At 67.1% G+C, this 25,467-nt stretch carries 27 protein-coding genes; 14 read left to right on the plus strand and 13 right to left on the minus strand.

What is annotated here, in order from left to right:
• Positions 1-262 precede the first annotated feature (262 nt).
• Genes NX068_RS04305 through NX068_RS04330 form a run of 6 tightly spaced genes read left to right on the plus strand, consistent with a single transcriptional unit; the run spans position 263 to position 5,100 of the window.
• Positions 263-2,008, plus strand: coding sequence for a GspE/PulE family protein (locus NX068_RS04305; protein WP_263460049.1), 1,746 nt, complete (start codon positions 263-265; stop codon positions 2,006-2,008).
• The gene (locus NX068_RS04310) at positions 2,005-3,225 is read left to right on the plus strand and encodes a type II secretion system F family protein (protein WP_263460050.1); all 1,221 of its coding nucleotides are present in this window, start codon (positions 2,005-2,007) and stop codon (positions 3,223-3,225) included. The genes NX068_RS04305 and NX068_RS04310 overlap by 4 nt, the downstream gene beginning before the upstream one ends.
• Positions 3,222-3,677, plus strand: coding sequence for a type II secretion system major pseudopilin GspG (gene gspG, locus NX068_RS04315; protein WP_263460051.1), 456 nt, complete (start codon positions 3,222-3,224; stop codon positions 3,675-3,677). The genes NX068_RS04310 and gspG overlap by 4 nt, the downstream gene beginning before the upstream one ends.
• A gap of 7 nt (positions 3,678-3,684) precedes the next feature.
• Positions 3,685-4,077 carry a prepilin-type N-terminal cleavage/methylation domain-containing protein gene (locus NX068_RS04320; RefSeq protein WP_263460052.1) on the plus strand — a complete coding sequence of 131 codons (393 nt, stop codon included), beginning with the start codon at positions 3,685-3,687 and terminating at the stop codon, positions 4,075-4,077.
• A gap of 4 nt (positions 4,078-4,081) precedes the next feature.
• Positions 4,082-4,462 carry a type II secretion system protein gene (locus NX068_RS04325; RefSeq protein ID WP_263460053.1) on the plus strand — a complete coding sequence of 127 codons (381 nt, stop codon included), beginning with the start codon at positions 4,082-4,084 and terminating at the stop codon, positions 4,460-4,462.
• Positions 4,459-5,100 (plus strand): PulJ/GspJ family protein, encoded by a 642-nt coding sequence (locus NX068_RS04330; RefSeq protein WP_263460054.1) that lies wholly within the window; start codon positions 4,459-4,461, stop codon positions 5,098-5,100. Before NX068_RS04325 ends, NX068_RS04330 begins: the two co-directional genes overlap by 4 nt.
• Positions 5,101-5,138: 38 nt before the next feature.
• Here NX068_RS04330 and NX068_RS04335 read toward each other — a convergent pair whose 3' ends face one another.
• The 13 genes from NX068_RS04335 to NX068_RS04395 form a co-directional block, all read right to left on the minus strand.
• Positions 5,139-6,578 (minus strand): ethanolamine ammonia-lyase reactivating factor EutA, encoded by a 1,440-nt coding sequence (locus NX068_RS04335; RefSeq protein WP_263460055.1) that lies wholly within the window; start codon positions 6,576-6,578, stop codon positions 5,139-5,141.
• Between the two features lie 102 nt (positions 6,579-6,680).
• Complete coding sequence (gene eutH, locus NX068_RS04340; protein WP_263460056.1) at positions 6,681-7,922, minus strand: ethanolamine utilization protein EutH; 1,242 nt, start codon at positions 7,920-7,922, stop codon at positions 6,681-6,683.
• Between the two features lie 83 nt (positions 7,923-8,005).
• Positions 8,006-9,253: an iron-containing alcohol dehydrogenase family protein gene (locus NX068_RS04345; RefSeq protein ID WP_263460057.1), complete on the minus strand. Its 1,248-nt coding sequence runs from the start codon at positions 9,251-9,253 to the stop codon at positions 8,006-8,008.
• Positions 9,250-10,104 carry an ethanolamine utilization protein EutJ gene (gene eutJ, locus NX068_RS04350; RefSeq protein ID WP_263460058.1) on the minus strand — a complete coding sequence of 285 codons (855 nt, stop codon included), beginning with the start codon at positions 10,102-10,104 and terminating at the stop codon, positions 9,250-9,252. The genes NX068_RS04345 and eutJ overlap by 4 nt, the downstream gene beginning before the upstream one ends.
• A gap of 8 nt (positions 10,105-10,112) precedes the next feature.
• Complete coding sequence (locus tag NX068_RS04355) at positions 10,113-11,531, minus strand: aldehyde dehydrogenase family protein (RefSeq protein WP_263460059.1); 1,419 nt, start codon at positions 11,529-11,531, stop codon at positions 10,113-10,115.
• A gap of 71 nt (positions 11,532-11,602) precedes the next feature.
• Positions 11,603-11,887, minus strand: coding sequence for a EutN/CcmL family microcompartment protein (locus NX068_RS04360; RefSeq protein ID WP_263460060.1), 285 nt, complete (start codon positions 11,885-11,887; stop codon positions 11,603-11,605).
• A 177-nt stretch (positions 11,888-12,064) separates the two neighbouring features.
• The gene (eutM, locus tag NX068_RS04365; protein WP_004333389.1) at positions 12,065-12,352 is read right to left on the minus strand and encodes an ethanolamine utilization microcompartment protein EutM; all 288 of its coding nucleotides are present in this window, start codon (positions 12,350-12,352) and stop codon (positions 12,065-12,067) included.
• 35 nt (positions 12,353-12,387) lie between these two features.
• Positions 12,388-13,434, minus strand: a complete 1,047-nt coding sequence (locus NX068_RS04370; protein WP_263460061.1) for a phosphotransacetylase — start codon at positions 13,432-13,434, stop codon at positions 12,388-12,390.
• On the minus strand, positions 13,425-14,258 hold the full coding sequence (eutT, locus tag NX068_RS04375) for an ethanolamine utilization cob(I)yrinic acid a,c-diamide adenosyltransferase EutT (RefSeq protein WP_263460062.1): 834 nt from the start codon (positions 14,256-14,258) through the stop codon (positions 13,425-13,427). The genes NX068_RS04370 and eutT overlap by 10 nt, the downstream gene beginning before the upstream one ends.
• Before the next feature lie 24 nt (positions 14,259-14,282).
• Complete coding sequence (gene eutQ / locus NX068_RS04380) at positions 14,283-15,071, minus strand: ethanolamine utilization acetate kinase EutQ (RefSeq protein ID WP_263460063.1); 789 nt, start codon at positions 15,069-15,071, stop codon at positions 14,283-14,285.
• Positions 15,055-15,561 carry a EutP/PduV family microcompartment system protein gene (locus tag NX068_RS04385; protein ID WP_263460064.1) on the minus strand — a complete coding sequence of 169 codons (507 nt, stop codon included), beginning with the start codon at positions 15,559-15,561 and terminating at the stop codon, positions 15,055-15,057. Before NX068_RS04385 ends, eutQ begins: the two co-directional genes overlap by 17 nt.
• Before the next feature lie 5 nt (positions 15,562-15,566).
• A complete protein-coding gene (gene eutS, locus NX068_RS04390) occupies positions 15,567-15,911 on the minus strand; it encodes an ethanolamine utilization microcompartment protein EutS (RefSeq protein WP_263460065.1) in 345 nt (114 codons plus the stop codon).
• Positions 15,912-16,218: 307 nt separating this feature from the next.
• Positions 16,219-17,304: a helix-turn-helix domain-containing protein gene (locus tag NX068_RS04395; RefSeq protein ID WP_263460066.1), complete on the minus strand. Its 1,086-nt coding sequence runs from the start codon at positions 17,302-17,304 to the stop codon at positions 16,219-16,221.
• Between the two features lie 336 nt (positions 17,305-17,640).
• On the opposite strand from NX068_RS04395, the gene NX068_RS04400 reads away from it, so the two are divergent.
• The 8 genes from NX068_RS04400 (at position 17,641) to surE (ending at position 25,466) form a co-directional block, all read left to right on the plus strand.
• Entirely contained in the window at positions 17,641-19,002 is a 1,362-nt protein-coding gene (locus NX068_RS04400) for an ethanolamine ammonia-lyase subunit EutB (RefSeq protein WP_263460067.1), read from the plus strand.
• A 19-nt stretch (positions 19,003-19,021) separates the two neighbouring features.
• Positions 19,022-19,903, plus strand: a complete 882-nt coding sequence (gene eutC, locus NX068_RS04405) for an ethanolamine ammonia-lyase subunit EutC (protein WP_263460068.1) — start codon at positions 19,022-19,024, stop codon at positions 19,901-19,903.
• A gap of 29 nt (positions 19,904-19,932) precedes the next feature.
• Positions 19,933-20,589 carry an ethanolamine utilization microcompartment protein EutL gene (gene eutL / locus NX068_RS04410; RefSeq protein WP_263460069.1) on the plus strand — a complete coding sequence of 219 codons (657 nt, stop codon included), beginning with the start codon at positions 19,933-19,935 and terminating at the stop codon, positions 20,587-20,589.
• 50 nt (positions 20,590-20,639) lie between these two features.
• Entirely contained in the window at positions 20,640-21,275 is a 636-nt protein-coding gene (locus NX068_RS21095; protein ID WP_268740027.1) for a BMC domain-containing protein, read from the plus strand.
• A 43-nt stretch (positions 21,276-21,318) separates the two neighbouring features.
• Positions 21,319-22,647: a 4Fe-4S dicluster domain-containing protein gene (locus NX068_RS04425; protein ID WP_263460070.1), complete on the plus strand. Its 1,329-nt coding sequence runs from the start codon at positions 21,319-21,321 to the stop codon at positions 22,645-22,647.
• 1 nt (position 22,648) lies between these two features.
• Positions 22,649-23,197: a BMC domain-containing protein gene (locus NX068_RS04430; protein ID WP_263460071.1), complete on the plus strand. Its 549-nt coding sequence runs from the start codon at positions 22,649-22,651 to the stop codon at positions 23,195-23,197.
• A 68-nt stretch (positions 23,198-23,265) separates the two neighbouring features.
• Positions 23,266-24,555, plus strand: coding sequence for a haloacid dehalogenase-like hydrolase (locus tag NX068_RS04435; RefSeq protein ID WP_263460072.1), 1,290 nt, complete (start codon positions 23,266-23,268; stop codon positions 24,553-24,555).
• Positions 24,556-24,722: 167 nt separating this feature from the next.
• Complete coding sequence (surE, locus tag NX068_RS04440; RefSeq protein WP_263460073.1) at positions 24,723-25,466, plus strand: 5'/3'-nucleotidase SurE; 744 nt, start codon at positions 24,723-24,725, stop codon at positions 25,464-25,466.
• Position 25,467 lies beyond the last annotated feature (1 nt).

A 25,467-nucleotide genomic window follows, 5' to 3' on the forward strand; every position in this document is an offset into this window, starting at 1 on the left:
GCTACCTCCAGTGCGCATAGTATGCGCATGATACGTTGGGTGTGCATTCGGATTTGAAGTTCCGCGGTTTCTCTGTGACTGCAGTGAGGGCGGGTGTGGGGAGAAGGTCGGTGGTGTACCTTTGTTCATGTCTGGTGGAGTTTTCCCCCGTTCTGTGGTTTCTTTCGTCATAGACGAATGGCATGCATGCCGAGTCGTAAACAGCTATGCTCACGGTTCGAGCAACGACATGGGAATACGCGCTTCAGATGCAGGCAGAGCGATGTGGACCAAGATGAGCAGGCCATCCATCCTGGGCTTTTCCAGTCAATCCGAGGGCATATCGGACGAGACCCGACTCGTTGAGGCGCTTCAGCATCATCAGCTCATTACGGTCGAGGGCGTCAAGCGGGTGCGTGCGGCGGCGCTCGCTCGCGGCCTGGCGTTTTCCCGAGCTGCCACGCGTCTGGGTGTCGTGTCCGAGCGGGGCATGGCGGGGCTGTTCGGCGAACTCCTCGGCATCGATGTCCTTGCTCGATCCGACTATCCACGTCCGCTGGCGATCCCGGCCGCGCTGAACCCTGTCTTCCTGCGTCGGCACGGCGTGTGCCCGATCGGCGAGTCCGAAGGACGGGCCCGGCTGGCCATGGCCAATCCGATGGACGAGGTGGCGGTCGAAGGAGTGCGCTTTGCGCTGGGCAAGCCGGTGGAGCGGCTGGCAGCACTGGAGTCAGACATCGAGGAACAGTTGCAGGCCGACGCCCGCGAGGACAGTCTGCACTCGGATGCTCATGCAGGGCAGGGCGAAGCAGCGGGCAGCGGGGACGATATCGACCGGCTGTCCGACCATGATTCGGACGCGCCTGCCATACGACTGGCGCACCGTCTGCTGACGCAGGCGATGGACATGCATGCGTCGGACATTCATCTCGAACCCTCGGCCGATGCGTTGGTGGTGCGCTACCGGATCGATGGCATCCTACAGGAGGCCGAAACCCTGTCCGGCCGCTGGTCGCAAGCCCTGATCTCGCGGCTCAAGCTGATGGCGCGGCTCGACATTGCCGAAAAACGCCTGCCGCAGGATGGGCGCATCCGCTTCACGACACGGGGCGTGAGCCTCGATCTGCGCGTCGCGACTTTTCCCACGTTACATGGCGAGTCGATGGTGCTGCGTTTGCTCGGGCAGCACTCGGTTTCGCCTGAACTGGAGCGGCTCGAGCTCGACCCCTTCAGCCTGAGTGCACTTCGGACAGCGCTCGAGCGGCCCCATGGCATCGTGCTGATCACCGGCCCGACCGGTAGCGGCAAGACGACGACCCTCTATGCCGCGCTGAATGCGATCCGCAGCCCCGAGCTCAAGATCGTCACGGTGGAGGATCCCATCGAGTACACCCTGCCCGGCGTGGCGCAGCTGCAGGTGAAACCCGAGATCGGACTGACTTACGGCGCTGCGCTGCGTTCGGTGCTCCGCAATGATCCGGACGTGATCATGATCGGTGAGATCCGGGACAGCGAGACTGCCGATATCGCCATTCGCTCGGCACTGACCGGGCACTTGGTGCTTGCGACGCTGCATACCAATACCGCCGCAGGTACCGTGACGCGCCTGTTGGACCTGGGGGTGGCGGACTATCTGCTGGCATCGACGCTGGTGTTTGCCGGCGCACAGCGCCTGGTTCGCCGACTATGTCCGGCGTGCGTCACAACGCGTTTACCGACGCCGGAGGAGCACGCGGCGATGGCTGTGGTTGCGGGAGACGATGCCGGATCCTACCGGCTGTCCATGGCGACAGGCTGCCCGACCTGCCGGGGGCGCGGCTACAGCGGGCGTATTCCGCTCTTCGAGGCGCTGGCCATCGGAACGGAAGAGCGAGGGGCGATCCGGCAGGCGCATGCGGAAGAGGTGCTGCAGCGATTGGCTCGGGAAAAGGACATCCCGGCCTTGCTGTCCATCGGATTGCGCAGGGTGCTGGCGGGAGAGACGACGCTCGATGAAGTGCTGGGCGTCATCGAGGACGGGCGGCTGTGAGACGGTTCACCGTGCGTGCGCTGACTGTCGATGGCGAAAACCGCATCCTGATACGTGAGGCGAAGGATGCGGAGGGCCTTGCCCTGGAGCTGATCGGCGAAAACCTGACGCCGCTCCGGATCACGGAGCAGGACGGCAGCATCACCGATCTGCTCAGTCGACCGGTGATGCTGAACCAGCGCATGCCGCTTCGTGACGTCGCGCTGTTTTGCGAACAGATCGGTGCGATGCTCGCCTCCGGTCTGACCGTCGAACAGGCGCTGCGCGTGGTCTCGCGCCAGGCGGGCAAGCGTCCGTCGGCGCGCCTGGCGCGCAGCCTGCTGCCTCGCATCCAGGCCGGAGCACCCCTGTCGGCTGCCTTGGGCGCCGAACCCGGCATGCCGCAATACCTGCCGCCGATGATCCGGGCAGCGGAGAGTGGCGGGGACCTGGCCGATGGGCTGGAGGCAGCAGGGCGCCACCTGCAGCGCCAGGCCGGCACGCGGGCGGAGATCGGCAATGCGCTGACTTATCCTGCCATCGTGCTCGCGACCGTTCTGCTTGCGCTGGTGGTGGTGCTGACCGTGGTGATCCCGGGGTTCGAACCGATCTTCGCCGGCGAAGAGCATCGCTTGCCGGGCATGACGCGTTTCGTGCTGTGGCTGTCGGACATGGTACTGAACCACGCCCTGGCAGCGCTGCTGTGGAGCCTCGGGCTCGTCGCGGCAGGGTTCGTGCTGTATCGCCGTTCTCCATGGTTCGACACCTGGCTCGGCGCAGCAGCACGACGGCTTCCGCCTGTTCGTCTCATGGAAAGACTGAATGTTTCGCGCATGCTCGGCGTGCTCGGGATGCTCTTTCAGAGCGGCGTGGAAGCTTCGGAAGCCGTGCTGCTGACGGCACAGGCTGCCGGCTCGCGGCGTCTTCGTGTTGCGCTGGAAGGTGCGTCGCGACAGCTTCGCGAGGGCAGTACGATCGGTGCGGCCCTCGAATCCATCGGGTCGATTCCCGACGAGACCTGCGCCTTGATCGAGGTGGGAGAACACACCGGCGCACTTGGTACTGCAACGCTGCGCGCCGCCCAGTTGCTGGAGCGGGATGCGTCCGAACAACTCGAACGGACGCTCGCGCTGGTCAATCCGCTCGCGATCGCGTTCCTGGGTATCGTCGTCGGCCTCGTGGTCGGCGGCGTCATGCTGGGAATACTCAGCATCAACCAACTTGCATTGAGATCATGACCGAACACCTTCATCTTTCGGCACGCCGGCACATGGGGACAAGTAGGGGCTTCACACTGCTCGAACTTCTGGTCGTGCTCGTCATCATGGGTTTGCTGACCGCCGTGGTCACGCCGCAGGTGATGAACATGTTCTCCGGCGCAAAGTCGGATACGGCGGCGCTCCAGGTGGAAACGCTGACCACCGCGCTCAATTACTACCGGGTCGACATGGGGACTTATCCGGAGATGGAACATGGGCTGCGCGCCCTTTGGGAAGCCCCGCCGGGCGCGGCCAAGTGGCGTGGGCCCTATGTGCGAAAGCAGCAGCACCTGACCGATCCGTGGGGGCGTCCGTACCGCTACCGGATGCCGGGCAAGCATGGACCGGCGGATGTCTTCTCGCTGGGTGCGGACGACAAGGAAGGCGGCAGTGGCGAAGACACCGACATCGGCAATTGGGACAGGCAATGAGCGTGGCATGACGCTGCTCGAGTTGCTGGTGGTGATCGTGCTGCTCGGTTTGCTTGCCGCCATCGGCGCCCAGGCGGTCCCGGGCGATGACCGGCGCCTGCAAGGTGTCTCGGAACGTGTCGAGCACCGTCTCAGGAAGGCCAGGTTGAGTGCGATGAGAAGCGGTGTCGCTGTGTTCGTTCCGTGTGAGTCCATGGCAAGTTCGAGGCGAGGGGAGGCCGCCAAGGCTGACCGTGATACCGGCTTCACGGTGTCCTGCATGAGCGGGGCGGGACGGGAGCGGGGCATCACCTTCTTTCCCGATGGATCTTCCAGCGGGGAGGCGATCGAATTCATGTCCGGAAGGACGCGTACCCGGATCCGTGTCGACGCGCTGACTGGCAGCCTGGCGTTCGAGTAGCACCATGCGTCGACAAGACGGATTCAGTCTACTCGAAACCCTGATCGCCCTTGCCGTGGTGGCGCTCTTCTTTGGCGTGCTGCTGCCGCCGATCGTGACGAACCTGGAACGCATCGAAGCGGACGCCCTGAGGGCTGAGGCCTTGTTGGTCGCAGCCAATCAGCTCGAGGCCCATGTCGTCATCGCCGCCGATACGGAGGGACGCTTCGAGGGCAGCGAAGGCGCCTTGTCATGGAGGGCGACGGTCGAACAGGCTGGAACGGCAGCCAGTGCGGTCGATACCGTGAAGCCCTATGCGCTTCGTCGGGTGCAGGTCGACGTCTTCGCTCAAGGGCGTGTGCCCTTGGTGTCGCTTGAAACTTACCGTGTCGGAGTGGTTCGTTGAGCGCGCGACGCATGCGCAGCGCAGTTGGAGGCTTCACGCTTCTGGAACTGCTCATCGCCATGGTCATCGGCAGCGGGCTTGTTTACATGGCTACCGAGGTGTTGTTGCTGGTCCAGCGAGGTGTGGAGCAATCCAGGGAGGCGGCGGGGCAGGTGATGGCGGAGCAGCGCGCGATCGCGGTGATGAAAGCGGCAATATCGAACCTTGTTCCACCTGCCTCTGATACCGATGAGCGACATCGGATCGTCGCGACCGGGTCAGTCTTCGAGTTTGCCGCGATTCCGGTCGACAGCCAGGTCCACGCGGGGACGGTGAGGGCAAGAATTCTGATCGAGCCGGCAAGTGCAGGTGGGTTCGTGGTGGCATTCGAGCAACGGGGGCTGGGAGCCGTCACTTCGAGCCCGCCGCCACGGCTCATCCTTTTGAAGGATCTCACCAGTGCTTCGCTGCAGTACTCGTATCGCACCCCTCTCGGTCTTCGAACGCACGCCACGCGGCCCGAGCAGGCCCCGGAGCTGGTGACGCTGAGTTGGACCAGGGCGGAACATGAAGGGAAAAGCGGTTCGTTGTCCGTTCGACCACGACTCGATGTCGGCGCGAACTGCAGGCTCGATTTCCTGCCCTTGAGCTGCCGCTAAGGGGGAAGTTGGCGGGGCGCCTCGAATTGCCCCCTGATTCAGCCCGGGAATGCTAGCGATTTAACCGTGATCGGCACGATGTCGCCGCCCATGAAGGGCTTGCCGACGTCGATGTAGTCGCCGGGGCGGGTCTGGATCTCGTCGATGACGGCGAGCTTGCGGCCGTGCAGGCGGGGCTGCAGCAGCATGCCGAGCACTTTGCCGAGGTCCTGGCGGGCGACGACGAACAGTGCCCGTGCGGGGTCGGGATGGGCGTCGGCGAAATGCACCAGAGCGTCGACGACGCGCTCGACGTCGGCGTAGGCCACCGGCAGGTCGTCGGGCAGGCCCAGCGCATAGCCGTCCTTGGCGGGATCGATGTCCATGCGCTTTATCGCGGTATCCCAGTCCTCGGCCAGTTGCACGGCGGTGCAGCCGGGCCAGGGGCGGGCGGCGTGGACCACCGGCAGGTTGCGCACCGGCAGGTGCTGCTCGTCTACCCAGATGGTGCTGCCCGACAGCGACAGGCTGTAGGCGCCGGCGCCGATCACGGTGGCGCGCAGGGTGTGGCGCGGTTCGCGCAGCGGCAGCGCCTGCATGCCGGCGTGGCGGTGCAGGGCTTCGGCGAGGGCGGGGCCGATGTCGCCGAAGGCGCGGGCGGAGGCGATGCTCTGCGGGTCGTAGTAGCACGCGCCGACGCCGCCGGACAGATAGACCGCGTCGTAGCGATGGCCGGGGCGCAGGCAGTCGGTCATCAGTAGCTGCTGCGCCAGCGGCGAGGGCTGGCCGACGCAGATTTCATGGATCAAGCCGGCCATGCGGTCGGCGATGCGGGTGACGGTGCCATCGCTGACCGGCTGGCCGGCTTCCGGCAGCGGAGACAGTCCCAGTTCGGTGCAGATCGGCCGGGCCGGCGCGTGCAGGTGGCGCAGGCGGCCGTCGCTTTCGAGTTCCAGCAGATGGCCGCCGACGTTGAGGCAGGCGGTGTCGACGACGCGGCCGGCTTCGAACACCGCGTAGTTGGAGGTGCCGCCGCCGATGTCGATGTTGAGCACGCGGCAGGTGTTGGTGCGCGAATGTTCGGCCGCGCCCGAGCCCTGGCCGGCGATCACCGATTCCAGATGCGGGCCGGCGGTGGCGACGATGAAGTCGCCGAGCTGCTCGGCCAGCCCCATCACCGCCTGGCGGGCGTTGCGTGCCTTGGAGGTTTCGCCGGTGATGATGATGGCACCGGATTTGACCTGCTCGGTGTCGAGCCCGGCGGCGGCGTACTGCGACATGATGAAGCGGCGCAGCGTGTCCTCATGCACATGGCCTTCGAAGTCGATCGGCGTCGGGATCGCCGGGCTGACGTAGAGGATGTCGCGGCGCGAGAACTCGTAGTTCGGCACCTGCGAGGCGGCGGCGCGGTTGACCACTTCGAGGCGCGAGAAGATCACCTGCGACGTCGTCGTGCCGATGTCGATGCCGACGCTGTGGATCTGCCAGGATTCAGCCATGACGCGGATCCCCTGTGCTTGTGCCCCCGCTCCCCGGGAGGGAGGGCCGGCCGAGGGCCGGGGAGCGGGGGCGCTTCGCGGGCACAGCAGCAGACGGAAGCTTCATGCAGTCGCCTTGGCGGCGACGGCGGGGGCGACGCTCGGCTTGGGCGCGATCATCATCGCCACGAACACCGCGGCGACGCCGCCGACCAGCTTGCCGACGATCATCGGGAAGATCATCGGCGAGGCCACGGCGGCGACGAAGCCGAGGTGGTCGCCGAGGGCGAAGGCAGCGGATACCGCGAAGGCGATGTTGAGCACCTTGCCGCGGTCGTCCATCTTGTTGAGCATCACGAACATCGGGATGTTGTTGGCTAGCGTCGCCACCATGCCGGCGGCGGCGGTGTCGTTCATCTTCAGCAGGCTGCCGACCTTGGCCAGCGAGCTGCCGAACCAGCGCGTCAGCAGGAACACCATCGGGTAGGCGCCGAGCAGCACCGCGGCGATCTTGCCGATGGTCTCGATGCCGCGCAGGTCCTCGCCCGGCACGTCGCCCGGCACCATGAAGATCGGGTCCATGCCGGGAATCAGGGTCAGGCCGATCTGGTCCTGCAGCACCGCGGCGGCCAGCCCCAGCGTGATGACCGCGACCAGGATCTTGGCGAAGACCTGGAAGCCGGCGATCATCTTCTCGGGAATGAACTTCAGGCCCAGCGCCACCGCCACCGCGAACAGGATCACCGGCGTCAGGTTGGACAGGATCATGCCGAAGGTGAAATCCACCTGCTGGCCGTCGATGATCACGTTGGAGGCCATCGCCACCAGGCCGCCGGCGATGCAGCCGAGCGGGATCGCGACGATGCCGGCGAGCACGCCCATGGCGAGGAAGCGGCGGTCTTCCTTGTCGATGATGCCCAGCCCGACCGGAATCGAGAACACGATGGTCGGCCCCATCATCGAGCCGAGGATCACGCCGGCATACATCCAGGCCGCGGTGTCGCCGCCGGACAGCTCGCGCGCCAGCGGAAAGCCGCCCATGTCCAGCGCCAGCAGCGTGGTGGCGAACATCGCCGGGTTGGCGCCGAGCGCTTCGTACAGCGGGATCACGATCGGGCCGAGCATCCGTGCCAGCACCGGCGCCAGCGCCATCACCCCGACCATCGCCAGGCCGAGCGCGCCCATCGCCATGAAGCCTTCCTCGAACTGCTTGCCCGAGCCGCTGATGGAACGGCCCAGGCCGCCGAGGCCGATCTTGCCCAGCACTTTCTCGGCGCCGTCGAACTGATCCATCATCCGGTCCAGTGCGGCGATCGCCATGAAGCTCATCATGATCCACATGATGATGACGTTGATCTTGTCCATGATGCTCGTTTCCTCTTGCGCCAGATGCTCGTCGAATCACCGCGCCAGCGCGTGCCCGGTGCTCCGCTGTTTATCGTTTTCCGTCAGCCGGCCGGCTGGCTCGTGCGCCAGTCGGTGGCGCACTGGCGGGCGTGGGCATGGCGATAGACCTCCACCACCTGCGCGCGCGACACGCTGCGCGGATTGGTGACCAGGCTGGGGTCGAGCAGCGCGGCGTCGGCGAAGCGCTCGTAGTCCCCGTCCCGGCCACCGGCCTCGCGCAGGTTGAGCGGGAGCCCCAGTTCCACGATCAGTTGCTGCACGTGCTCGATGGTCTGCGCCGCATCCAGCAGACGGCCGCTGAGGGCGTGGCCGATCTCGGCGAGGTCGCGCTTGCACACCAACTGGTTGAAGCCCATCACCGACGGCAGCAGGATGGCGTTGGCGATGCCGTGCGGGATGCCGTAGGCGGGGCCGATCTGGTGCGCCATCGCATGGCACAGCCCCAGGCCTGCATTGGAGAAGGAAACACCGGCCATGTAGGACGCCAGCATCATCGATTCGCGTGCCTCGATGTTCTGGCCCTGGCCCACCGCGATCGGTAGCGCTTCGCCGATCAGCGTCATCGCACGGTAGGCGAGCGCCTTGGTCAGCGGCGTGGCGTGGATGGCGACATAGGCCTCGATGGCGTGGGTGAGGGCGTCGACGCCGACGGCGGCGGTGAAGTGCGGCGGCGTGCCCAGCGTCAGGCAGGCGTCGATCACCGCCAGGTCCGGAATCATGTCCGGGTGGATGATGAGGTGCTTGACGTGTTCGCCGCCGTCCGTATCGGTGACGACGGTGGCGTTGGTCGCCTCGGAGCCGGTGCCGGCGGTGGTCGGCACCGCGATCAGCGGTGCGCGGCGGACGGCGATGCGCGCCGGTTCGTCGGCCATCGCGTGCACGCCGAGGCCGGGGTTGGCGGCCAGCACCACCGCGGCCTTGGCGGCGTCGAGGATGGAGCCGCCGCCGAAGGCGATGACGCCGTCGAAGCGGGTCTCGCGCATCGCCTCGGCCATGGTCTCGACCAGCGCGGTGTCCGGTTCGCGCGGTGCCTGGCGATAGACGACGTGCTCCAGTCCGCAGGCCTGCAGCGAGCGGTACATGCCGTCGGCGAGGCCGAGCTTTTCCAGGCTCTCGTCGATGGCGATGAAGACCCGGCTCATGCCGCGCGCGGCAATGGCCTGGCCGATGCGGGCGATGCTACCGGGGCCGATGAAGGTGCTCGGCGGTACCGAGAATTCGCGTACCGAGCGGGCGTTGATCAGGTCGATGGCCTGATAGACGACGGTGCTGACGTCTTCGTGGTTCATGCCTGGACCTCGGCGTACGCGCCGGCCAGGCCGTGGGCGGCGATGGCGAGCGGAGTGAGGAACAGCGGCGGCTGCGGCAGGATCACCTCGAGCTGCGGAAAGCGCTGGGCGAACAACTCGCGCACGCCGGGCATGGCGCATGAGCCGCCGGACAGGTAGAGGGTATCGACTTGCCAGCCTTGCAGGTGGGTGTCGACGATGTGGGCCATCTTGTCGAACACCGGCCGCACGATGGGCCACAGCGTGGCGTTGTCCTTGCCGCGCTTGAGCATCTCGGCTTCGGCCAGCGGCAGATTGCGCGAACCGGCCAGGGTCAGGCTGACGTGATGGCCGCCGGTCGGCTCGTCGCCGGAATAGACGATGCGCCCGTCCCGCACCACCGCCACGCCGGTGGTGCCGCCGCCGATGTCGACCACCGCGGCCTTGTCGAGCTGCAGCAGCGCGGCGACCGCCGACGGTTCGTCGATGACGCCGGAGACTTCCAGCCCGGCGGCTTCGATGACGTTCACCGAAATGCGCGGGTCGGTACCGGGCGGGTAGGAGGTGGTGGCCTGCTTCGGCAGCCGGTCGCCGAACAGCGTGCCAAGCGATTCGAGCTGCCGGCACACGATCTGCACCGCGCCGAAGAAATCCCACACCACGCCGTCGCGCACCACGTCGGCCCAGTCGAGCCGCACGGCCACGGGCCGGCCCTCGCCGTCGAGCACCATCGTCACCACGCAACTGGTGCCGAGGTCGATGCCGAGGTGCAGCGGCGCGTCCGCTGCCAGGTCGGCGGCCGCGGCACCGCTGGCCGCCAGTGCGGCGGCCTGGGCGAGGCGGGGTTCGAGCCAGTCGGCGATGCTGCGCATGATGGGCCTCAGATGATGCGGAAGTGGTCCACCATCACGCAGCGGCGCAGTCGCACGAAGGTGCGTGCACTGGTCACGCCTTCGCCGGTCGGGGTGGAGATCGTCATCGTCGTCCAGCCTTCGCCGCCGAAGCCGAGGCCGGCCAGGCAGGGGCCGTTCTTGACGAAGATGCTGGTGTTGATGGCGTTGGCCATGCGGTCGAGCGCGTCGATGTTGCGCGAGTGCATCGCCGCGGTGTGGCGGCAATTGCCTTCGAGCTTCACTGCGAGGTCGATCGCGGCATCGACGTCCGGCGCGCGGATGACCGGAATCACCGGCATCATCAGTTCGGTGACGGCAAAGGGGTGGTCGGCAGCGGTTTCGACGAACAGCAGGCGGGTGTCGGCCGGCACGTCGAGGCCGATGGCGGCGGCGATCTTGGCCGCGTCGCGGCCCACCCAGTCGCGGCTGACGCTGCCGCGTCCGTCCGGGCCGACCTTGGTGAGCAGGATGTCGACCAGGCGCCCGGCCTGGTCGGGCGTCAACTCCACCGCCTTGTGGCGCGCCATCTCGGTCTTCAGCGCGTCGCAGACGCGGTCGACGACGATGATCTCCTTCTCGTCGGCGCAGATGATGTTGTTGTCGAAGGACGCCCCCCAGACGATGTCGCGCGCGGCGCGGGCGATGTCGGCGGTTTCGTCCACCACCACCGGCGGATTGCCGGCGCCGGCGGCGATCAGGCGCTTGTCGGTGTGCTTGCGCGCGGCCTCGACCACCGCCTCGCCGCCGGTCACGGTCAGCAGGTTGATGCCCGGGTAGCTGAACAGCCGCTGCGCGGTGGCGATGTCGGGCTCGAGCACGGTGGTGACGATGTTGTCCGGGCCGCCGGCGGCGACCGAGGCTTCGTTGATCAGCGACACCGCGCGCTGCGAGACTTTCTTCGCCGCCGGGTGGGGGGCGAAGACCACCGCGTTGCCGGCGGCGATCATGCTGATTGCATTGTTGATGACGGTCGCCGCGGGGTTGGTCGAAGGCGTCACCGAGGCGATCACGCCCCAGGCGGCATTCTCGATCAGGGTCAGGCCGCGGTCGCCGGTCAGCACCATCGGCGACAGGCATTCGACGCCCGGCGTGTGGCGCGCCTGGGAGATGTTCTTGGCGATCTTGTCCTCGACCCGGCCCATGCCGGTCTCGGCCACCGCCAGTTCGGCCAGCTCGCGCGCATGCTCCTCGCAGACCTTGCGGATCGCCTCGATGACCCGGGTGCGCACCGCCAGCGTGCGGATGCCTTTCTGCGCCAGGCTGGCTTCGGCCACCGCGTCGTCCAGTTCGGCGAACACGCCCGGCGCGACGCGGCGCGCGGCGGCCGGCGCCGCCTGGGTCTGTGTCTGCATGGATGCCAGTACCGTGCGAACGATCTGTTCCACGTCTTTCAGGTTGATATCCACCGTGCGCTCCCGTTTTCATCCATGCCGCGCCGCCATGCCGGCCGCGCGGCTTCGTTCGTGTTCCGGCCTGCCTATTTGTGGAACGTGAGCTTGCCGCCCAGCACCACTTCATCGACGATGCCGACCACGCTCAGGTCGGTCGGCGCATCGTTGGAAATCGTCTTGCGCGCCGAACTGCCCTGGACCACCAGCACCCATTCGCCGTCGCCGGCGCCGATGCTGTCGGTGGCGACACAGGGGCTGCCCTTGCGCTCGCCTTCGGGGCCGATGAAGTCCACCAGCAGCAGGCGCTGCTGTTCGAAGCCGGCGTGCTTCACCGTCGAAACCACTTGTCCGAGTACGATTGCCAGTTCCATGTGTTCACCGCCGTGTCTGTTCAGCGTCGGGGCCATTTTCTTCATTGCGCGGGCGTGCTGATACCGTGGCGCCGCAGCCGTCGCGCATGTCCTGCAGGGATCGGTCACCGGCCGCCAGCCCACGCGGGGCGGGGCGGCCGGGCCGTCCGGTCGAGTCGAGCCGAACCGTCCGGCCGCTCAGTCCAGTCCGCTTTCCATCTTGATCGGGAAGACTTCTTCCAGATCGCCGTGCGGGCGCGGAATGACGTGCACCGAGACGAGCTCGCCGATGCGTTGCGCAGCGGCCGCGCCGGCGTCGGTCGCCGCCTTGCAGGCCGCGACGTCGCCGCGCACCATCGCGGTGACGAAACCGCCGCCGATCTGCTTGACGCCGACCAGCTTGACGCGCGCGGCCTTGACCATCGCGTCGGAGGCTTCGATCAGGGCAACCAGGCCTTTCGTTTCGATCAGTCCCAGGGCTTCCATTTTGACTACTCCTTAAAAAGTCCCCTCCTGGGGAATCATGGTGAGACGGTGACGGCGCGCGGCGCCGATGGCGTAGCGGCCGGTACGGCATTGCCGCCGGCCATCATCGCGGCCAGCAGGCAGGTTTCGACGATGTCCTCGCTGCTGCAGCCGCGCGACAGGTCGTGCATCGGCTGGGCGAGGCCTTGCAGCATCGGCCCGAGCGCGCTGTAGCCGCCCAGGCGCTGGGCGATCTTGTAGCCGATGTTGCCGGCCTCCAGCGACGGGAACACCAGCACGTTGGCACGGCCCTGCAGCGGGCTGTCCGGTACCTTCAGCGCCGCCACGGCGGGCACGATGGCGGCGTCGAACTGCAGGTCGCCGTCGATCAGCAGGCCGGGCTGGCGTTGGCGCACCAGCGCGGTGGCTTCGCGCACCGCGTCGACCGCCGGATGGCGGGCGCTGCCGTGGCTGGAGAAGGACAGCATGGCGACCGCGGCGCGTTCGCCGGTGACGTTCTCGTAGCTCGCCGCCGAGGCGATGGCGATGTCGGCCAGTTGTGTCGGCTCGGGTTGCGGCACCACGCCGCAGTCGGCAAAGCCGAGGATGCGGCTGTCGCTGCCGCAGGCTTCGGCCGGCGGGATCATGAAGAAGATCGACGACACCGTGGTATTGCCCGGTGCGAGGCCGAGCACGCGGATCGCGGCGCGCAGCACGCTGGCGGTGGAGGACAGGTTGCCGCCGATGCACAGCTCGGCGTCGCCGCTCGCCAGCATCGCGGCGGCGAACCACAGCGGCTCGGACAGGCGGGCGGCGATTTCTTCCTGCGAAGCCTTGGGCATGCGCGTCTGCAGCAGCTCGGCGTAGGCGTGGCGCACGCCGGCGCGCGCCGGGTCGAGCAGCGACAGCGAACCCTGGCCGAGGCCTTTCTCCAGGCACAGCGCACGCAGCTCGAAGGGGTTGGCGAGCAGCGTCGGCCTGGCCCAGCCGCGTGCCTGCAGGTGGCGGGCGGCTTCGATGGCGCGCGCATCCAGCGCATCGGGGAAGACGACGCGCGGCGGCCGTTGCCGGGCGGCTTCCGCACAGCGGCGCATCAGCTCCATGCCGCCTCCTTCACCGCGAGGCCGCGATCGAGCATCAGGGCGACGATCATCAGCACATACACCGCGCTGCTGAGGCGGTTCAGCCCTTCGAGGATGTCCGGGCGGGCGATGCTGAAGTCGCCGCCGATGTACAGGCGGGCGGCGACCAGTTCGACCTTGCGGATCGCGGTGCGCAGCATGTTCAGGCGCGCGGCGGTGAGGCCGTGCTCGACGTCGGGCACGATGTGGTCGTAGCCGAGGTGCTTGAGCGGCGCGTGCGACATGCGGTGGATGGCTTCGGCGTCGAAGTCGCCCATGTGCACCGGGTGCAGGGCGTCGCCGGCGGCTTCGGCGCGCAGTACGTTGCCGAGGCCGGAGCGGACGTCGGCCAGCCAGGGCGCGATGCGGCGCGAGGGCTTGTCGCTGTCGGCCAGCTCGGCCTGGATCCAGACCGCGCAGGCGATCGCGTCGTCGATCTGGCCGCGCAGGTGGATGCGCGGGTCGTTCTTCGACACCAGGGTGTCGGCGTTCAGGTGGGTCAGCGTATCCGGTTTCTTGTCGACCGCCTGCCGGCACAGCACGCAGTGCATGGCGTGGGCATGGTCGCTGCCGGTCAGCGGATGCACCCGCTTGCGCTCGTCGGCGCTGCCTTTGCCGCGGGCCGCCGCGGGATCATTGACGAAGACCTGGCCGGAAGCATCGACGTACTTCACCCGCAGATGGCGCTCGCTGATCAGCGATTGCGCCGCCGGCGTCAGGCAGGCACCCGCCGGCAGATGCAGCTCGGTGCCGTCGGCCAGGGTGTTGCGCTCGCGCAGCCAGGTTTCGGTGATGTAGGTTGCCATGATGACTACCCGCCGTGCTCCGCCTCAGAGCTCCGACCAGTTGGCCGGATGGGCGACGTACAGGAAGCGCACCTCGGTGGGCGTGCCGAACTCGATCGCCGAGCCCTTGGGAATGAAGATCACGTCGCCGGGCTTGCCGACCACGGTCTGGCCGTTGCAGCGGATGTGAAGCTCGCCTTCGAGCACCAGATCGACCTCGTCGTAGTTCAGCGTCCATGGGAAGAAGCAGCGGTTCCAGCTCATGAAGCCGGCGGCCATCGAGCTGCCGTCGGCGCTGGTGATGACGTCGGCGATGCCGACATGGCTGTCCTCGCCGGCGCCGTCGAACAGGCCCATGCGCACCGAATCGCCTTTCACCGCCTTGATGCCGCCGGCAATGGTGCGGGACTCGTAGGGCAGCGCTGCGTCCTGTGCAGAGGGGGCGGGCTTGGGCGGCGCATTGACCGCGAGCGTGGCGGCCTGGCGCGCCTGCTGCTCCTGCGCGACCTTGCTGACCAGCTGGTCGACCATGCCGTCGGGAACCAGGCCTGCCGGCAGGCGGGCCTGCACTGCCTTGCGGATCTCGGCGAGCGCTTCCGCCGGCAGGGCAGCGGCTGCGGCCGGCCTGGACGCAGGCATGGCCGGCGTCGGCGGGGCGCCGCAGTGGGGTGCGGCGTCGGCTTTTGCTTCGCCCTCGCGGATCAGAACGCCCAGCGCCTCGGCGACCGTCCGTGCTTCGGGTGTGACGATATGCCCATTGCGCGTCACGGCGATCTCGCGCTTTCCGGCGGCGTGCTCACTGCGCACCACTTCGGCACTAATGAGTTGCTTCATGATCGTCCTGCCTTTCCTGTTCGAACAGATAGCGTTTGAAGGGCACGAGGGTTTCGGGCCTGAACACCGAGACCCGGAAGATCGGCGCGCTGAAGCCGCCGGCGCGCAGCAGGGCCTCGACGCGCTGCGGATCGGCGTCGGGCAGGTCGATCTTGGTGATCGCCGCCATCAGGCGCTTGTCGGCATTGACTTCGAGCAGGCCGGGCGGCAGCCGGTAGTCGAAATCGGTTGCGCCATGCACATAGACGACGCTGCGGGCGTCGGAGACGGTGTTGATCAGCGCGTGGTGCAGGCGCGGGTGGCTGAAGAACTCGCCCGGCGTATCGACGATGCCGTTCTCGTAGTCGAGCGCCTGCGTCTTCATCGCCGCGCCTCCGCGGCCGATCAGCGCATTGAACAGCGTGGTCTTGCCTGCCGCGACCGGGCCGACCAGCACGAAGCGGCTGGGATCGTAGGGGGAAGGGGGCGGCGAAGGCGAACGGGTCATCATGCGCCTCAGGTCCGGGTGATGCTGCAGACGGCGTAATCGAGCACGCGCTGCAGCACGCCGAGGGTTTCCTGCAGCGCCTCGCCGACGGCGCCGACTGAGCCGCAGATCACCAAGGCACCGCTGAAGCGGTCGAGAAAGCCGATATGGACCGCCGCCGCCTTGGTGGCGATGTCGCCGGCGATGATCGCGGTCTCGCCCGGGGTCAGGGTCAGGATGCCGATCGCCTCGGCGCCGGAGACGCCGATCTTGTGCGCCAGTTCTTCGGTGGGATGCGCGATCAGGTGTGCCAGCGTGACCTGCTTGCCGGGCACGAACTCCTGGATGATGCGTTCTTTGTCGTCGAATTTCATGGCTTCCGTCGGCCTGCTCCGTTATCGCAGCGGGCGGCGCCCGGGTGAAGGGGGCCGCTCCAGGAACGTCAGCTGAACGCCTTGCGCTACATGGCTGGCGCGGTCCGGGCCTGCCGGCCGCTGCCGTGATGGCGAGGAGTTCGGTCTGATGGTAGCCCCGGGGTTTTTGGGGCCGCTAACAAAAATCGGCAAGTTTGACGGTGCTGTGCCCGTGCGCGGGGCACGGCTGCGCGCGCTCAGGCAGTTGCCGCAGAACGGGAGGTCGGGGGCATGGCGCGGAAGCTGCCCGAGGCGGGCGTGCCTGGCTTCAGGCAAGCATGACGAGCGGGACTTTTTCCGCTCTGGAGCGGATGCTGGAAGGGTAGCGGAAGCAGACGTGCTCGCCGCCGCCGGCTTTCAGGGTGTCGGACGGGTGTTCGGCGAACATCGCGAAATAGTCGGCGGCGAACTGGCTCATGTGCCAGAAGCCCCAGCGGGCGGCGACGTCCTGCACCGTCCTGAAGCCGGAGTCGCGGTCGCGCAGCGTGCGGCGCACCGCGTTCAGGCGCAGGGCCTTGAGGTAGTTCACCGGGCAGATGCCGAGTACCGCGCGGAAAGCGTTCTGCAGCGTACGGCGGCTGACGTAGAGCGCTTCGCACAGGTCGGTCACCGAGATGACGCGGTCGGGTTGGGACAGCACGTATTCGCGCGCGCCGGAGACCAGTCGGCGGTAGCTGAGATTGCTGTGGCGCAGCTTGACCGGCGCGATGTGTTCGCCGAACAGCTCGAACAGGCCGGTCATCAGTTCCTCGGTCAGGGTGTCGCACACCGTGCGGGGCAGGCGCTTCAGGCCCAGGCCGGCGGCCTGCAGCAGCGTGCGCGACACGCGTTCCCAGAAGATCGCCTTCTGCCGTGCCGGCAGCGGAAACGATTCGCCCCTGCGCAGCAGTTCGACCAGCTGGGGGCGCTCGGCGGCACGGGCGTGGCGTTCGAGCAGCGCTTCGTCGATGACGATGCCGAGGATCTGGTAGGCATCCGGCGTGAGCAGTTCGAAGTCCTTGCCGCCGGGGCGCACGGCGATGGTGTTGCGGCCGAGCGGCGAAGCGTTGATCAGGCCGTCGGCGCTGTCGCAGCGCGGCAGGCCGAACCAGAAGGCGCCGGGCCAGACGATGCAGGTCTGGCGCAGCGCGTGGCTGGTGGTTTCGAGGAAGAACTGCATCTGGCCGAGCCAGACCTCGGTGATCGAGCCGAAGAAGCGGCCGGCGCCGATCTGATCGTATTCCTGATACCAGGCGGTGATGTTGGCCGCCTGCTCGTCGGCATCGTGTACGTCCGATACCCGGATGCACCCCTTGGTGTCGCCCAGCGGCAGGATGATTCCCTGCTCCGTGGTCGTCATGATCTCGGCTTTCATGGCTCTCCGCTGCATGGAAAAACTGAATTCCGGAGGAGGGGCCCCGGCGCTCCGCTTCGATCCCGCACCGCCTGCCGCCGAATGACCATGCAGCGGAAGGGGATGAGCGGACCTTAGCCCGTGCCGGTTCGGGGCGTCAATTGCGCCGCGTGAAACTTGCCGATTTTTGTTAGCGGCCCAAAAAACGCCGGGCGTAGCATCGCTGCGTGGAATGACGTGGCCCGACCTTGGGCCGCCGGCCGTCGGCTTCGGCCGTTCGGGATGCAGGTGCCGCCAGCGGCGGGTGCGTGGAGCGTGGCGGATCGTTTCCTCTTTGGCTTTGTGGATGGAGCGCACATGAAACTCAAGGCTCAGTTGTTCGGCCAGACCTACCAGTTCAAGGACGTCAAGGACGTGCTGGCCAAGGCGAACGATCTCCGCTCGGGCGACGTTCTGGCGGGCGTGGCGGCGCAGAGCACACGCGAGCGGGTGGCGGCGAAATACGTGCTGTCCGAGCTGACGCTGGCGGATCTGCGCAACAACCCGGTGGTGCCCTACGAAGAGGACTGCGTCACCCGCATCATCCAGGACGACATCAATTCCGCGGCCTACGAGAAGGTGAAGAACTGGACCGTCGGCGAACTGCGCGAATGGATCCTCGACGACGATACCAGCAATGACGACATCGCCTTCATCCGCAAGGGACTGACGTCCGAGATGATCGCCGGCGTGGCCAAGATCTGTTCCAACTCGGACCTGATCTACGGCGCGTCGAAGATGCCGGTGGTGAAGAAGGCCAATACCACGATCGGCCTGCCGGGCCGGATCTCGGCGCGGCTGCAGCCCAACGATACCCGCGACAACCTGGAAAGCATCCGCGCGCAGATCTTCGAAGGCCTGTCCTACGGCGCGGGCGACGCGGTGATCGGGGTCAATCCGGTGACCGACAACGTCGAGAACATCCACCGCATCCTCGACACCATCTACGAGATCGTCGACAAGTACCAGATTCCCACCCAGGGCTGCGTGCTGGCGCACATCACCACCCAGATCGCGGCGATCCGCCGCGGCGCGCCGGGCGGCCTGATCTTCCAGAGCATCTGCGGCAGCGAGAAGGGGCTGAAGGAGTTCGGCGTCGAGATCGCGATGCTCGACGAGGCGGCCGAGGTCGGCCGTACCCACAACCGCCTGGCCGGGCCGAACTGCCTGTATTTCGAAACCGGCCAGGGTTCGGCGCTGTCGGCCGGCGCGCACTACGGCGCCGACCAGGTGACGATGGAGGCGCGCAACTACGGCCTGGCGCGCCACTACGACCCGATGCTGGTCAATACCGTGGTCGGCTTCATCGGCCCGGAATACCTCTACAACGACCGCCAGATCATCCGCGCCGGTCTCGAGGACCACTTCATGGGCAAGCTGTCCGGCGTGTCGATGGGCTGCGACACCTGCTACACCAACCACGCCGAAGCGGACCAGAACTCCAACGAGAACCTGATGGTGCTGCTGGGCTCGGCCGGGGTGAACTTCATCATGGGCATGCCGCTGGGCGACGACATCATGCTCAATTACCAGACCAGCGCCTTCCACGACACCGCCACGCTGCGCAAGGTGCTGAACCGCAGGCCGGCACCCGAGTTCGAGCAGTGGCTGGAAAAGATGGGGCTGATGGAAAACGGCCGCCTGACCCACAATGCGGGCGACGCGTCGTGGTTCTTCTGACTTTGGGGGCGTGTTGATCATGGACCAGAAAGAGATCGAGAGCATCGTCCGCGCGGTGCTGGGGCAGATCGGCGGCACGGCGGCACCCGCGCCTGCGAGCACTTCGTCCGCTGCCGCGGCGCCGGCCGGGGCCGATGGCGGCTGCCTGCCGGACCTCGGCGACGCCAGCGTCAAGAACTGGATCGGCGTGCGCAATCCGAAGAGCCTCGAAGTGCTGCAGGAGCTCAAGCGCAATAGCGGCTCGCGGGTGTGCTCGGGCCGCGTCGGCACCCGCCCGCGCACCACCTCGCTGCTGCGCTTCCTCGCCGACCATTCGCGCTCCAAGGACACGGTGCTGCAGGACGTGCCGGCCGCCTGGCTGGAAAAGACCGGCCTGCTCGAAGTGCATAGCGAGATCAAGGACAAGGACCAGTACCTGACCCGGCCGGACCTCGGCCGGCGGCTGTCGGCCGAAGCGGTGCAGATCCTGAAGTCGAAGTGCAAGCAGTCGCCGCAGGTGCAGGTGGTGGTGTCCGACGGCCTGTCGACCGACGCGATCACCTCCAACTACGACGAGATCCTGCCGCCGCTGCTGAAAGGGCTGGAGAGCGCCGGGCTGGACGTCGGCACGCCGTTCTTCGTGCGTTATGGCCGCGTCAAGGTCGAAGACCAGATCGGCGAACTGCTCGGCGCCAAGGTGGTGATCCTGCTGGTCGGCGAACGGCCCGGCCTCGGCCAGTCCGAGAGCCTGTCCTGCTACATGGTTTACAGCCCCACTTCGCAGACGGTCGAGGCCGACCGTACCTGCATTTCCAACATCCACCGCGCCGGCACGCCGCCGGTCGAGGCGGCAGCCGTCATCGTCGATCTGGCCAAGCGCATGCTGGAGCAGAAGGCTTCGGGCATCGCGCTGAACAAGTGAGCCATCCGGATTCCGTGGAGAGATAAGTCATGTCCGCACTCGAACCCATCAAGCCCAGCGTCAAGGCCGTCCGCCTGATCGCCTCGGTGGCGAAGGACTACAAGGAAGAACTCGGCCTGCCGGCGCACATGAACAGCATCGGCCTGCTGACGGCGGATTCGGACGACGTCACCTACATCGCCGCCGACGAGGCGACGAAGCAGGCTCAGGTCGAAGTCGTCTATGGCCGTTCGCTGTATGCCGGCGCGGCGCACAGTTCGTCGCCCACCGCGGGCGAAGTGATCATCATGCTCGGCGGTCCGACGCCGGCCGAAGTCAAGGCCGGGCTGGACGCGATGGTGGCGATGATCGAGAGCGGGCCGGCCTTCCAGTGGGCCGACGATGCGCATACCGCCGCCTTCCTCGCCCACCTGGTGTCGCGCACCGGCAGCTATCTGTCGGGGCTGGCGAAGATTCCGCTCGGCGATGCGATGGCCTACCTGATCGCGCCGCCGCTGGAAGCGATGTACGGCATCGATGCCGCGATCAAGGCCGCCGACGTCAGGCTGGCGACCTACATCGGGCCGCCGTCCGAGACCAACTACGGCGGCGCCTTCCTGACCGGCAGCCAGGCCGCATGCAAGGCGGCCTGCGGTGCCTTCACCGAGGCGGTGCTCGAAGTCGGGCGCGACAACATCCGCTTCTGAGCGGATGACCGGCAGATGAACGCTCAGGCCCTTTCCTTCGAGGTTTCCGCATGAAGATCGACGCGCTGGGTTTTCTGGAAGTCCGCGGCCTGGTCGCGGCGATCGAGGCGGCCGACGCCATGCTGAAGGCGGCGGACGTCAAGCTGATCCGCTCGCACCAGGTCGATCCGCGCTTCTTCACGCTGGTGGTCGAGGGCGACCTGGCCGCCTGCCGCGCCGCCGTCGATGCCGGCAAGGCGGCGGCGTCGCGGCTGGGCGAAGTCGTCAGCCGGCTGGAGATCGGCCGGCCAGACAACGATACCGAAGCCATGGTGCTGGAGCTGGTGGATCGCTCGAAGGGTGAAGCGCCGAAAGCCAGGCCGGCCGCGGGAGAAAACGCTGCTGCGGCCTTGCCGGCCGCCGCCGGGGCCGCGCCGGCTGGTGATGCCCCGACTCCCGCGACGCCAACGCCTGCGGCGCCGGCAGCAGATGAGAGCGTCGATACCTCGGGCATCGTCGCATCGGGCGTCGATACGTCGGACGACGCGGCGCTGCTGGCCTTCATCGCCGCGTCCGCGCGCGGCCGCTCGCTGGCCGAGCTGGCGGCGCACTTCGGCCCGGCGGTGGACCGTGCGCGGCTGGAGGCGCTGGTGGCCGAAGGGCGGCTGCGCAAAGCTGGTGCCCGCTACCGGGCAGTGGTGCAGTGAGGGCGCCATGACGGCGCGGATTGCGAGCGGGAGATAGAGGTACATGGAAACCCAGGAGATCGTCCGCAAGGTGTATGAGGCCGGCGTCGTCGGCGCCGGCGGCGCGGGCTTTCCGACCCACGTCAAGCTGGGCGCGGAGGCTGAGATCGTGCTGGTCAATGGCGCCGAATGCGAGCCGCTGCTGAAGGTCGACCAGCAACTGGCGGTGCGCCATGCGAAGGAAATGGTGCGCGGCCTGGCGCTGGCGATGCAGGCGGTGGGCGCACGTGAAGGCATCGTTGCGCTGAAGGCCAAGTACGCCGAGGCGATCGACGCGATCACGCCGCTGCTGCACGAGAACATGCGCATCCACATCCTGCAGGACGTGTATCCGGCCGGCGACGAGGTGATCACGATCTGGATGGCAACCGGCCGGCGCGTGCCGCCGGGCGACATTCCGCTGAGCATCGGCGTGGTGGTCAACAATGTGAACACGCTGATCAACGTCGCCCGCGCGGTGGATGAAGGACTGCCCGTGACCCACCGCTGCCTGACGGTCACCGGCGCGGTCAATGAACCGGTGACCGTGACGGTGCCGATCGGCACGCCGCTGCGCGAGACGCTGGCGCTGGCCGGCGGGCTCAGCATTCCCGCGACCGACGCGGCCTTCATCGATGGCGGGCCGATGATGGGTGGCCTGCTCGAATCGCTCGACGTCCCGGTCACCCGGACCACCGGCGGCCTGATCGCGCTGCCTGCCGACCACCTGCTGATCCAGCGCCGGCGCGCCGACATGCGCAGCGTCATCAGCATGGCGCGCACGGTGTGCGAGCAATGCCTGCTGTGTACCGAACTCTGCCCGCGCCATCTGATCGGCCACGAACTGCCGCCGCACCTGATCGTGCGTTCGGTGAACTACAACCACGTTGCCAAGCCGTCGGTGCTGCTGTCGGCGCTGACCTGCTCGGAGTGCGCGATCTGCGAAGCCTATGCCTGTCCGGTGGAGATCTCGCCGATGCGCCTGAACCAGGCGCTGAAGGCGCAGTTCCGCCAGGAAGGCGCGCGCTACGAAGGCGAGCTGCGCAAGGCCGATCCGATGATCGAAGGGCGCCTGCTGCCGACGAGCCGGCTGGTGGCCCGCATCGGCCTGACGCGCTACAACCGCAAGGCGCCTTGGTCGGACGTCGTGCATGCGCCGGAACGGGTGTGGATTCGCCTGCGCCAGCACATCGGCGTCGCCGCCGAGCCCTGTATCCGCGTCGGCGATGCCGTCCGCTGCGGACAGCGCATCGCCGACATCCCGGCCAAGGCGATGGGCGCACCGATCCACGCCAGCATCGACGGCGTGGTGGAAACGATCGGCGACGACGCCATTGTCATCAGGAGGGCGTAAGGTGCTTCACGCCATCGGTTTGATCGAATTGAACAGCATCGCCAAGGGCATCGAAGCCGGCGATGCGATGCTGAAGGCTGCCGAAGTGTCGCTGCTGGTGGCCAAGACCATCTGCCCCGGCAAGTACATCGTCATGGTCGGCGGCGACGTTGCGGCGACGGCGCGGGCGGTGGACGTCGGCACCGAGGTCGCTGCGCACACGCTGGTGGACCAATTCACCATCCCCAACATCCACGCCTCCATCCTGCCGTCGATCAGCGGTGTGACGCCGATCGACCAGGTGCAGGCGATCGGCGTGGTCGAGACCTACAGCGTGGGCGCCTGTATCGAATCGGCCGACGCTGCGGTCAAGGCCGCCAGCGTGGTGCCGATCCGCACCCACCTGGCCTTCGGCATCGGCGGCAAGTGCTACTACGTGCTGAACGGCGATGTGGCCGACATCACGGCAGCGGTCAGGACAGGCGCCGACCTGGCGGGCGCGAAAGGGCTGCTGGTGCAATACACCATCCTGCCGCGGCCGCATCCGCAACTGGTCGATGCCCTGCTGTAATGCGTCAGCGGCAGCATGGCAATTTTGTGTTCACACTCAAGGGGAAAGTCATGGAGATGAAGTTCAGGATGTCTGCTGTTGCCGCGGCACTGCTGTCGGCGGTGCTGCTGACGGGGTGCCAGACTACGTCCGAGGTGGTGTCGCAGACGGCCTCGCAGGTATCGCAGGCCCTGCAGGCGCAGAAGCTGGAAAAGGGCAACTGGGACGACTTCAACCGCGCGCAACTGGACAAGATGCTCGCCACCTACGGCAAGTCCAGCCCGAACTATGATCCGGCCAAGCCGCCCTACGTGGTGTTCGACTGGGACAACACTTCGATCTTCCTCGACATCCAGGAAGCGCTGCTGGTCTACCAGTTGGAGAACCTGCGCTTCGCGATGACGCCGGCGCAGCTCGACAACGCGATCCGCAAGGACATTCCGACCACGAACTTCGACGACGACAGCCGCAACGAAGCCGGCCAGGCGATCAACATCGACAAGATCGCGCAGGACATCGTCTCCAGCTATGCCTGGCTGTACAACAACTACCAGGGTCTCAGGGGCAAGCAGACGCTGGCCCAGGTCAAGCAGGCGCCGCAGTACCAGGACTTCATCGTCAAGATGCGCTTCCTGTACGAAGCCATCGGCAATACCTTCGACCATTCCGTGTCCTATCCGTGGGTCACCTACCACTTCACCGGCATGACCGAGAAGGACGTGCGTGCGCTGGCTGCCGAAACCTTCCGCTGGCAGCAGACCCAGCCGGTCGAGGCGGTCAAATGGACGAGCCCGGCGGCGCTGCCGGGCAAGGCGGGGGTGGTCAGCATCACCTGGAAGAACGGCCTGCGCCCGGTGCCGGAAATGCAGGATCTGTACAAGAAGTTGCGCGCCAGCGGCTTCGACGTCTATGTGTGCTCGGCCTCGTTCCGCGACGTGATCCGCGAAGTGTCGTCGAACCCCGAGTTTGGCTACGCCAACGCGGTGGACAACGTCTACGCGATGGAACTCGAACGCGATGCCAATGGCGCGATCCGGACGCAGTTCCGCCAGGGCTACGCGCAGACGCAGGGGCCGGGCAAGACCGAGACGATCAAGCAGTTCCTGGTGCCCAAGTACGGCTACGGCCCGGTGTTCATCGCCGGCGACAGCGAAGGCGACCAGAACATGATGCAGGACTTCGACGACATGAAGGTCGGCCTCATCATCAACCGCCTGCGCGGCAACGACATCGGCAAGATGTCCAAGCTCGCCGCCGAAAGCTACGGCAAGCCGGATGCACGCTACCTGCTGCAGGGGCGTGACGACAACAAGGGCGTCTTCGTGCCGTCGCAGCAGGCTTACAAGCTGGGCAGCGATACGCCCAAAACCCTGAAGTAAAACCAACGCAGCCCCCGGCTGCAGCGAAAGGCCGTGCGTGGCGCTCCTCCGCCGCGCACGGCCTTTCATCGTCCGGTGCCGGTGGCGGGCGGACCGCCCGCGACTTGGCGCTGTGCTAGAATTCCGCGTCTTCAGGCCGCGCCCGCGGCGCTTTCCATGGGTTTCAGATGCGCATTCTGGTCAGTAACGACGACGGCTACTTCGCTCCCGGAATCGCGGCGCTCGCCGAGGCGCTCGGCACCATCGGCGAAGTCACGGTGGTCGCGCCCGAGCGCGACCGCAGCGGCGCCAGCAACTCGCTGACGCTGGATCGTCCGCTGTCGCTGCGCCGCACCGCGAACGGCTTCTATCATGTCAATGGCACACCGACCGACTGCGTGCACCTCGCGGTGACCGGCATGCTCGACCATCTGCCCGACATGGTGGTGTCCGGTGTCAACCACGGCGCCAACATGGGCGACGACACGGTGTATTCCGGTACCGTCGCGGCAGCGACCGAAGGCTTCCTGCTCGGCGTGCCGTCGATCGCGGTGTCGCTGGTCAGCAAGTCGGCGGCGGATTTCAGCGCTGCCGCGCGCGTCGCCCGCGACCTGGCCGAACGCTTCATGCACGACCCTTTCCCACAGCCGGTGCTGCTCAACGTCAACGTGCCCGACGTCGCCTACGAGCGTCTGCAGGGCGTCAAGGTGACGCGCCTGGGCCGACGCCACAAGGCCGAGCCGGTGGTGCGCAGCGTGACGCCGCGCAACGAGACGGTGTATTGGGTCGGCGCGGCGGGCGGCGCGGCCGATGCGGGCGAAGGCACGGATTTCCACGCCGTGGCCAACGGCTACGTGTCGGTCACGCCGCTGCAGATCGATCTCACCCACACCGGCCAGATCGCGCCGGTCTTCGACTGGCTGAAGCGGTGAA

This window comes from Thauera carbonicopians (assembly GCF_025699485.1).
Lineage (GTDB): Bacteria > Pseudomonadota > Gammaproteobacteria > Burkholderiales > Rhodocyclaceae > Thauera.

Coding starts and splice junctions, on each gene's coding strand:
- NX068_RS04325 (WP_263460053.1), top strand. CDS start 4,082: ATGCGTCGACAAGACGGATTCAGTCTACTCGAAACCCTGATCGCCCTT.
- eutJ (WP_263460058.1), bottom strand. CDS start 10,104: ATGCGCAGCATCGCCGACTGGCTCGAACCCCGCCTCGCCCAGGCCGCC.
- NX068_RS04335 (WP_263460055.1), bottom strand. CDS start 6,578: ATGGCTGAATCCTGGCAGATCCACAGCGTCGGCATCGACATCGGCACG.
- NX068_RS04370 (WP_263460061.1), bottom strand. CDS start 13,434: ATGGAGCTGATGCGCCGCTGTGCGGAAGCCGCCCGGCAACGGCCGCCG.
- NX068_RS04345 (WP_263460057.1), bottom strand. CDS start 9,253: ATGAACCACGAAGACGTCAGCACCGTCGTCTATCAGGCCATCGACCTG.
- NX068_RS04425 (WP_263460070.1), top strand. CDS start 21,319: ATGGAAACCCAGGAGATCGTCCGCAAGGTGTATGAGGCCGGCGTCGTC.
- NX068_RS04360 (WP_263460060.1), bottom strand. CDS start 11,887: ATGGAACTGGCAATCGTACTCGGACAAGTGGTTTCGACGGTGAAGCAC.
- eutL (WP_263460069.1), top strand. CDS start 19,933: ATGTCCGCACTCGAACCCATCAAGCCCAGCGTCAAGGCCGTCCGCCTG.
- eutT (WP_263460062.1), bottom strand. CDS start 14,258: ATGGCAACCTACATCACCGAAACCTGGCTGCGCGAGCGCAACACCCTG.
- NX068_RS04305 (WP_263460049.1), top strand. CDS start 263: ATGTGGACCAAGATGAGCAGGCCATCCATCCTGGGCTTTTCCAGTCAA.
- eutH (WP_263460056.1), bottom strand. CDS start 7,922: ATGGACAAGATCAACGTCATCATCATGTGGATCATGATGAGCTTCATG.
- eutQ (WP_263460063.1), bottom strand. CDS start 15,071: ATGAAGCAACTCATTAGTGCCGAAGTGGTGCGCAGTGAGCACGCCGCC.
- NX068_RS21095 (WP_268740027.1), top strand. CDS start 20,640: ATGAAGATCGACGCGCTGGGTTTTCTGGAAGTCCGCGGCCTGGTCGCG.
- eutM (WP_004333389.1), bottom strand. CDS start 12,352: ATGGAAGCCCTGGGACTGATCGAAACGAAAGGCCTGGTTGCCCTGATC.
- NX068_RS04400 (WP_263460067.1), top strand. CDS start 17,641: ATGAAACTCAAGGCTCAGTTGTTCGGCCAGACCTACCAGTTCAAGGAC.
- NX068_RS04395 (WP_263460066.1), bottom strand. CDS start 17,304: ATGAAAGCCGAGATCATGACGACCACGGAGCAGGGAATCATCCTGCCG.
- eutC (WP_263460068.1), top strand. CDS start 19,022: ATGGACCAGAAAGAGATCGAGAGCATCGTCCGCGCGGTGCTGGGGCAG.
- NX068_RS04320 (WP_263460052.1), top strand. CDS start 3,685: ATGACGCTGCTCGAGTTGCTGGTGGTGATCGTGCTGCTCGGTTTGCTT.
- NX068_RS04435 (WP_263460072.1), top strand. CDS start 23,266: ATGTCTGCTGTTGCCGCGGCACTGCTGTCGGCGGTGCTGCTGACGGGG.
- NX068_RS04385 (WP_263460064.1), bottom strand. CDS start 15,561: ATGATGACCCGTTCGCCTTCGCCGCCCCCTTCCCCCTACGATCCCAGC.
- surE (WP_263460073.1), top strand. CDS start 24,723: ATGCGCATTCTGGTCAGTAACGACGACGGCTACTTCGCTCCCGGAATC.
- gspG (WP_263460051.1), top strand. CDS start 3,222: ATGACCGAACACCTTCATCTTTCGGCACGCCGGCACATGGGGACAAGT.
- eutS (WP_263460065.1), bottom strand. CDS start 15,911: ATGAAATTCGACGACAAAGAACGCATCATCCAGGAGTTCGTGCCCGGC.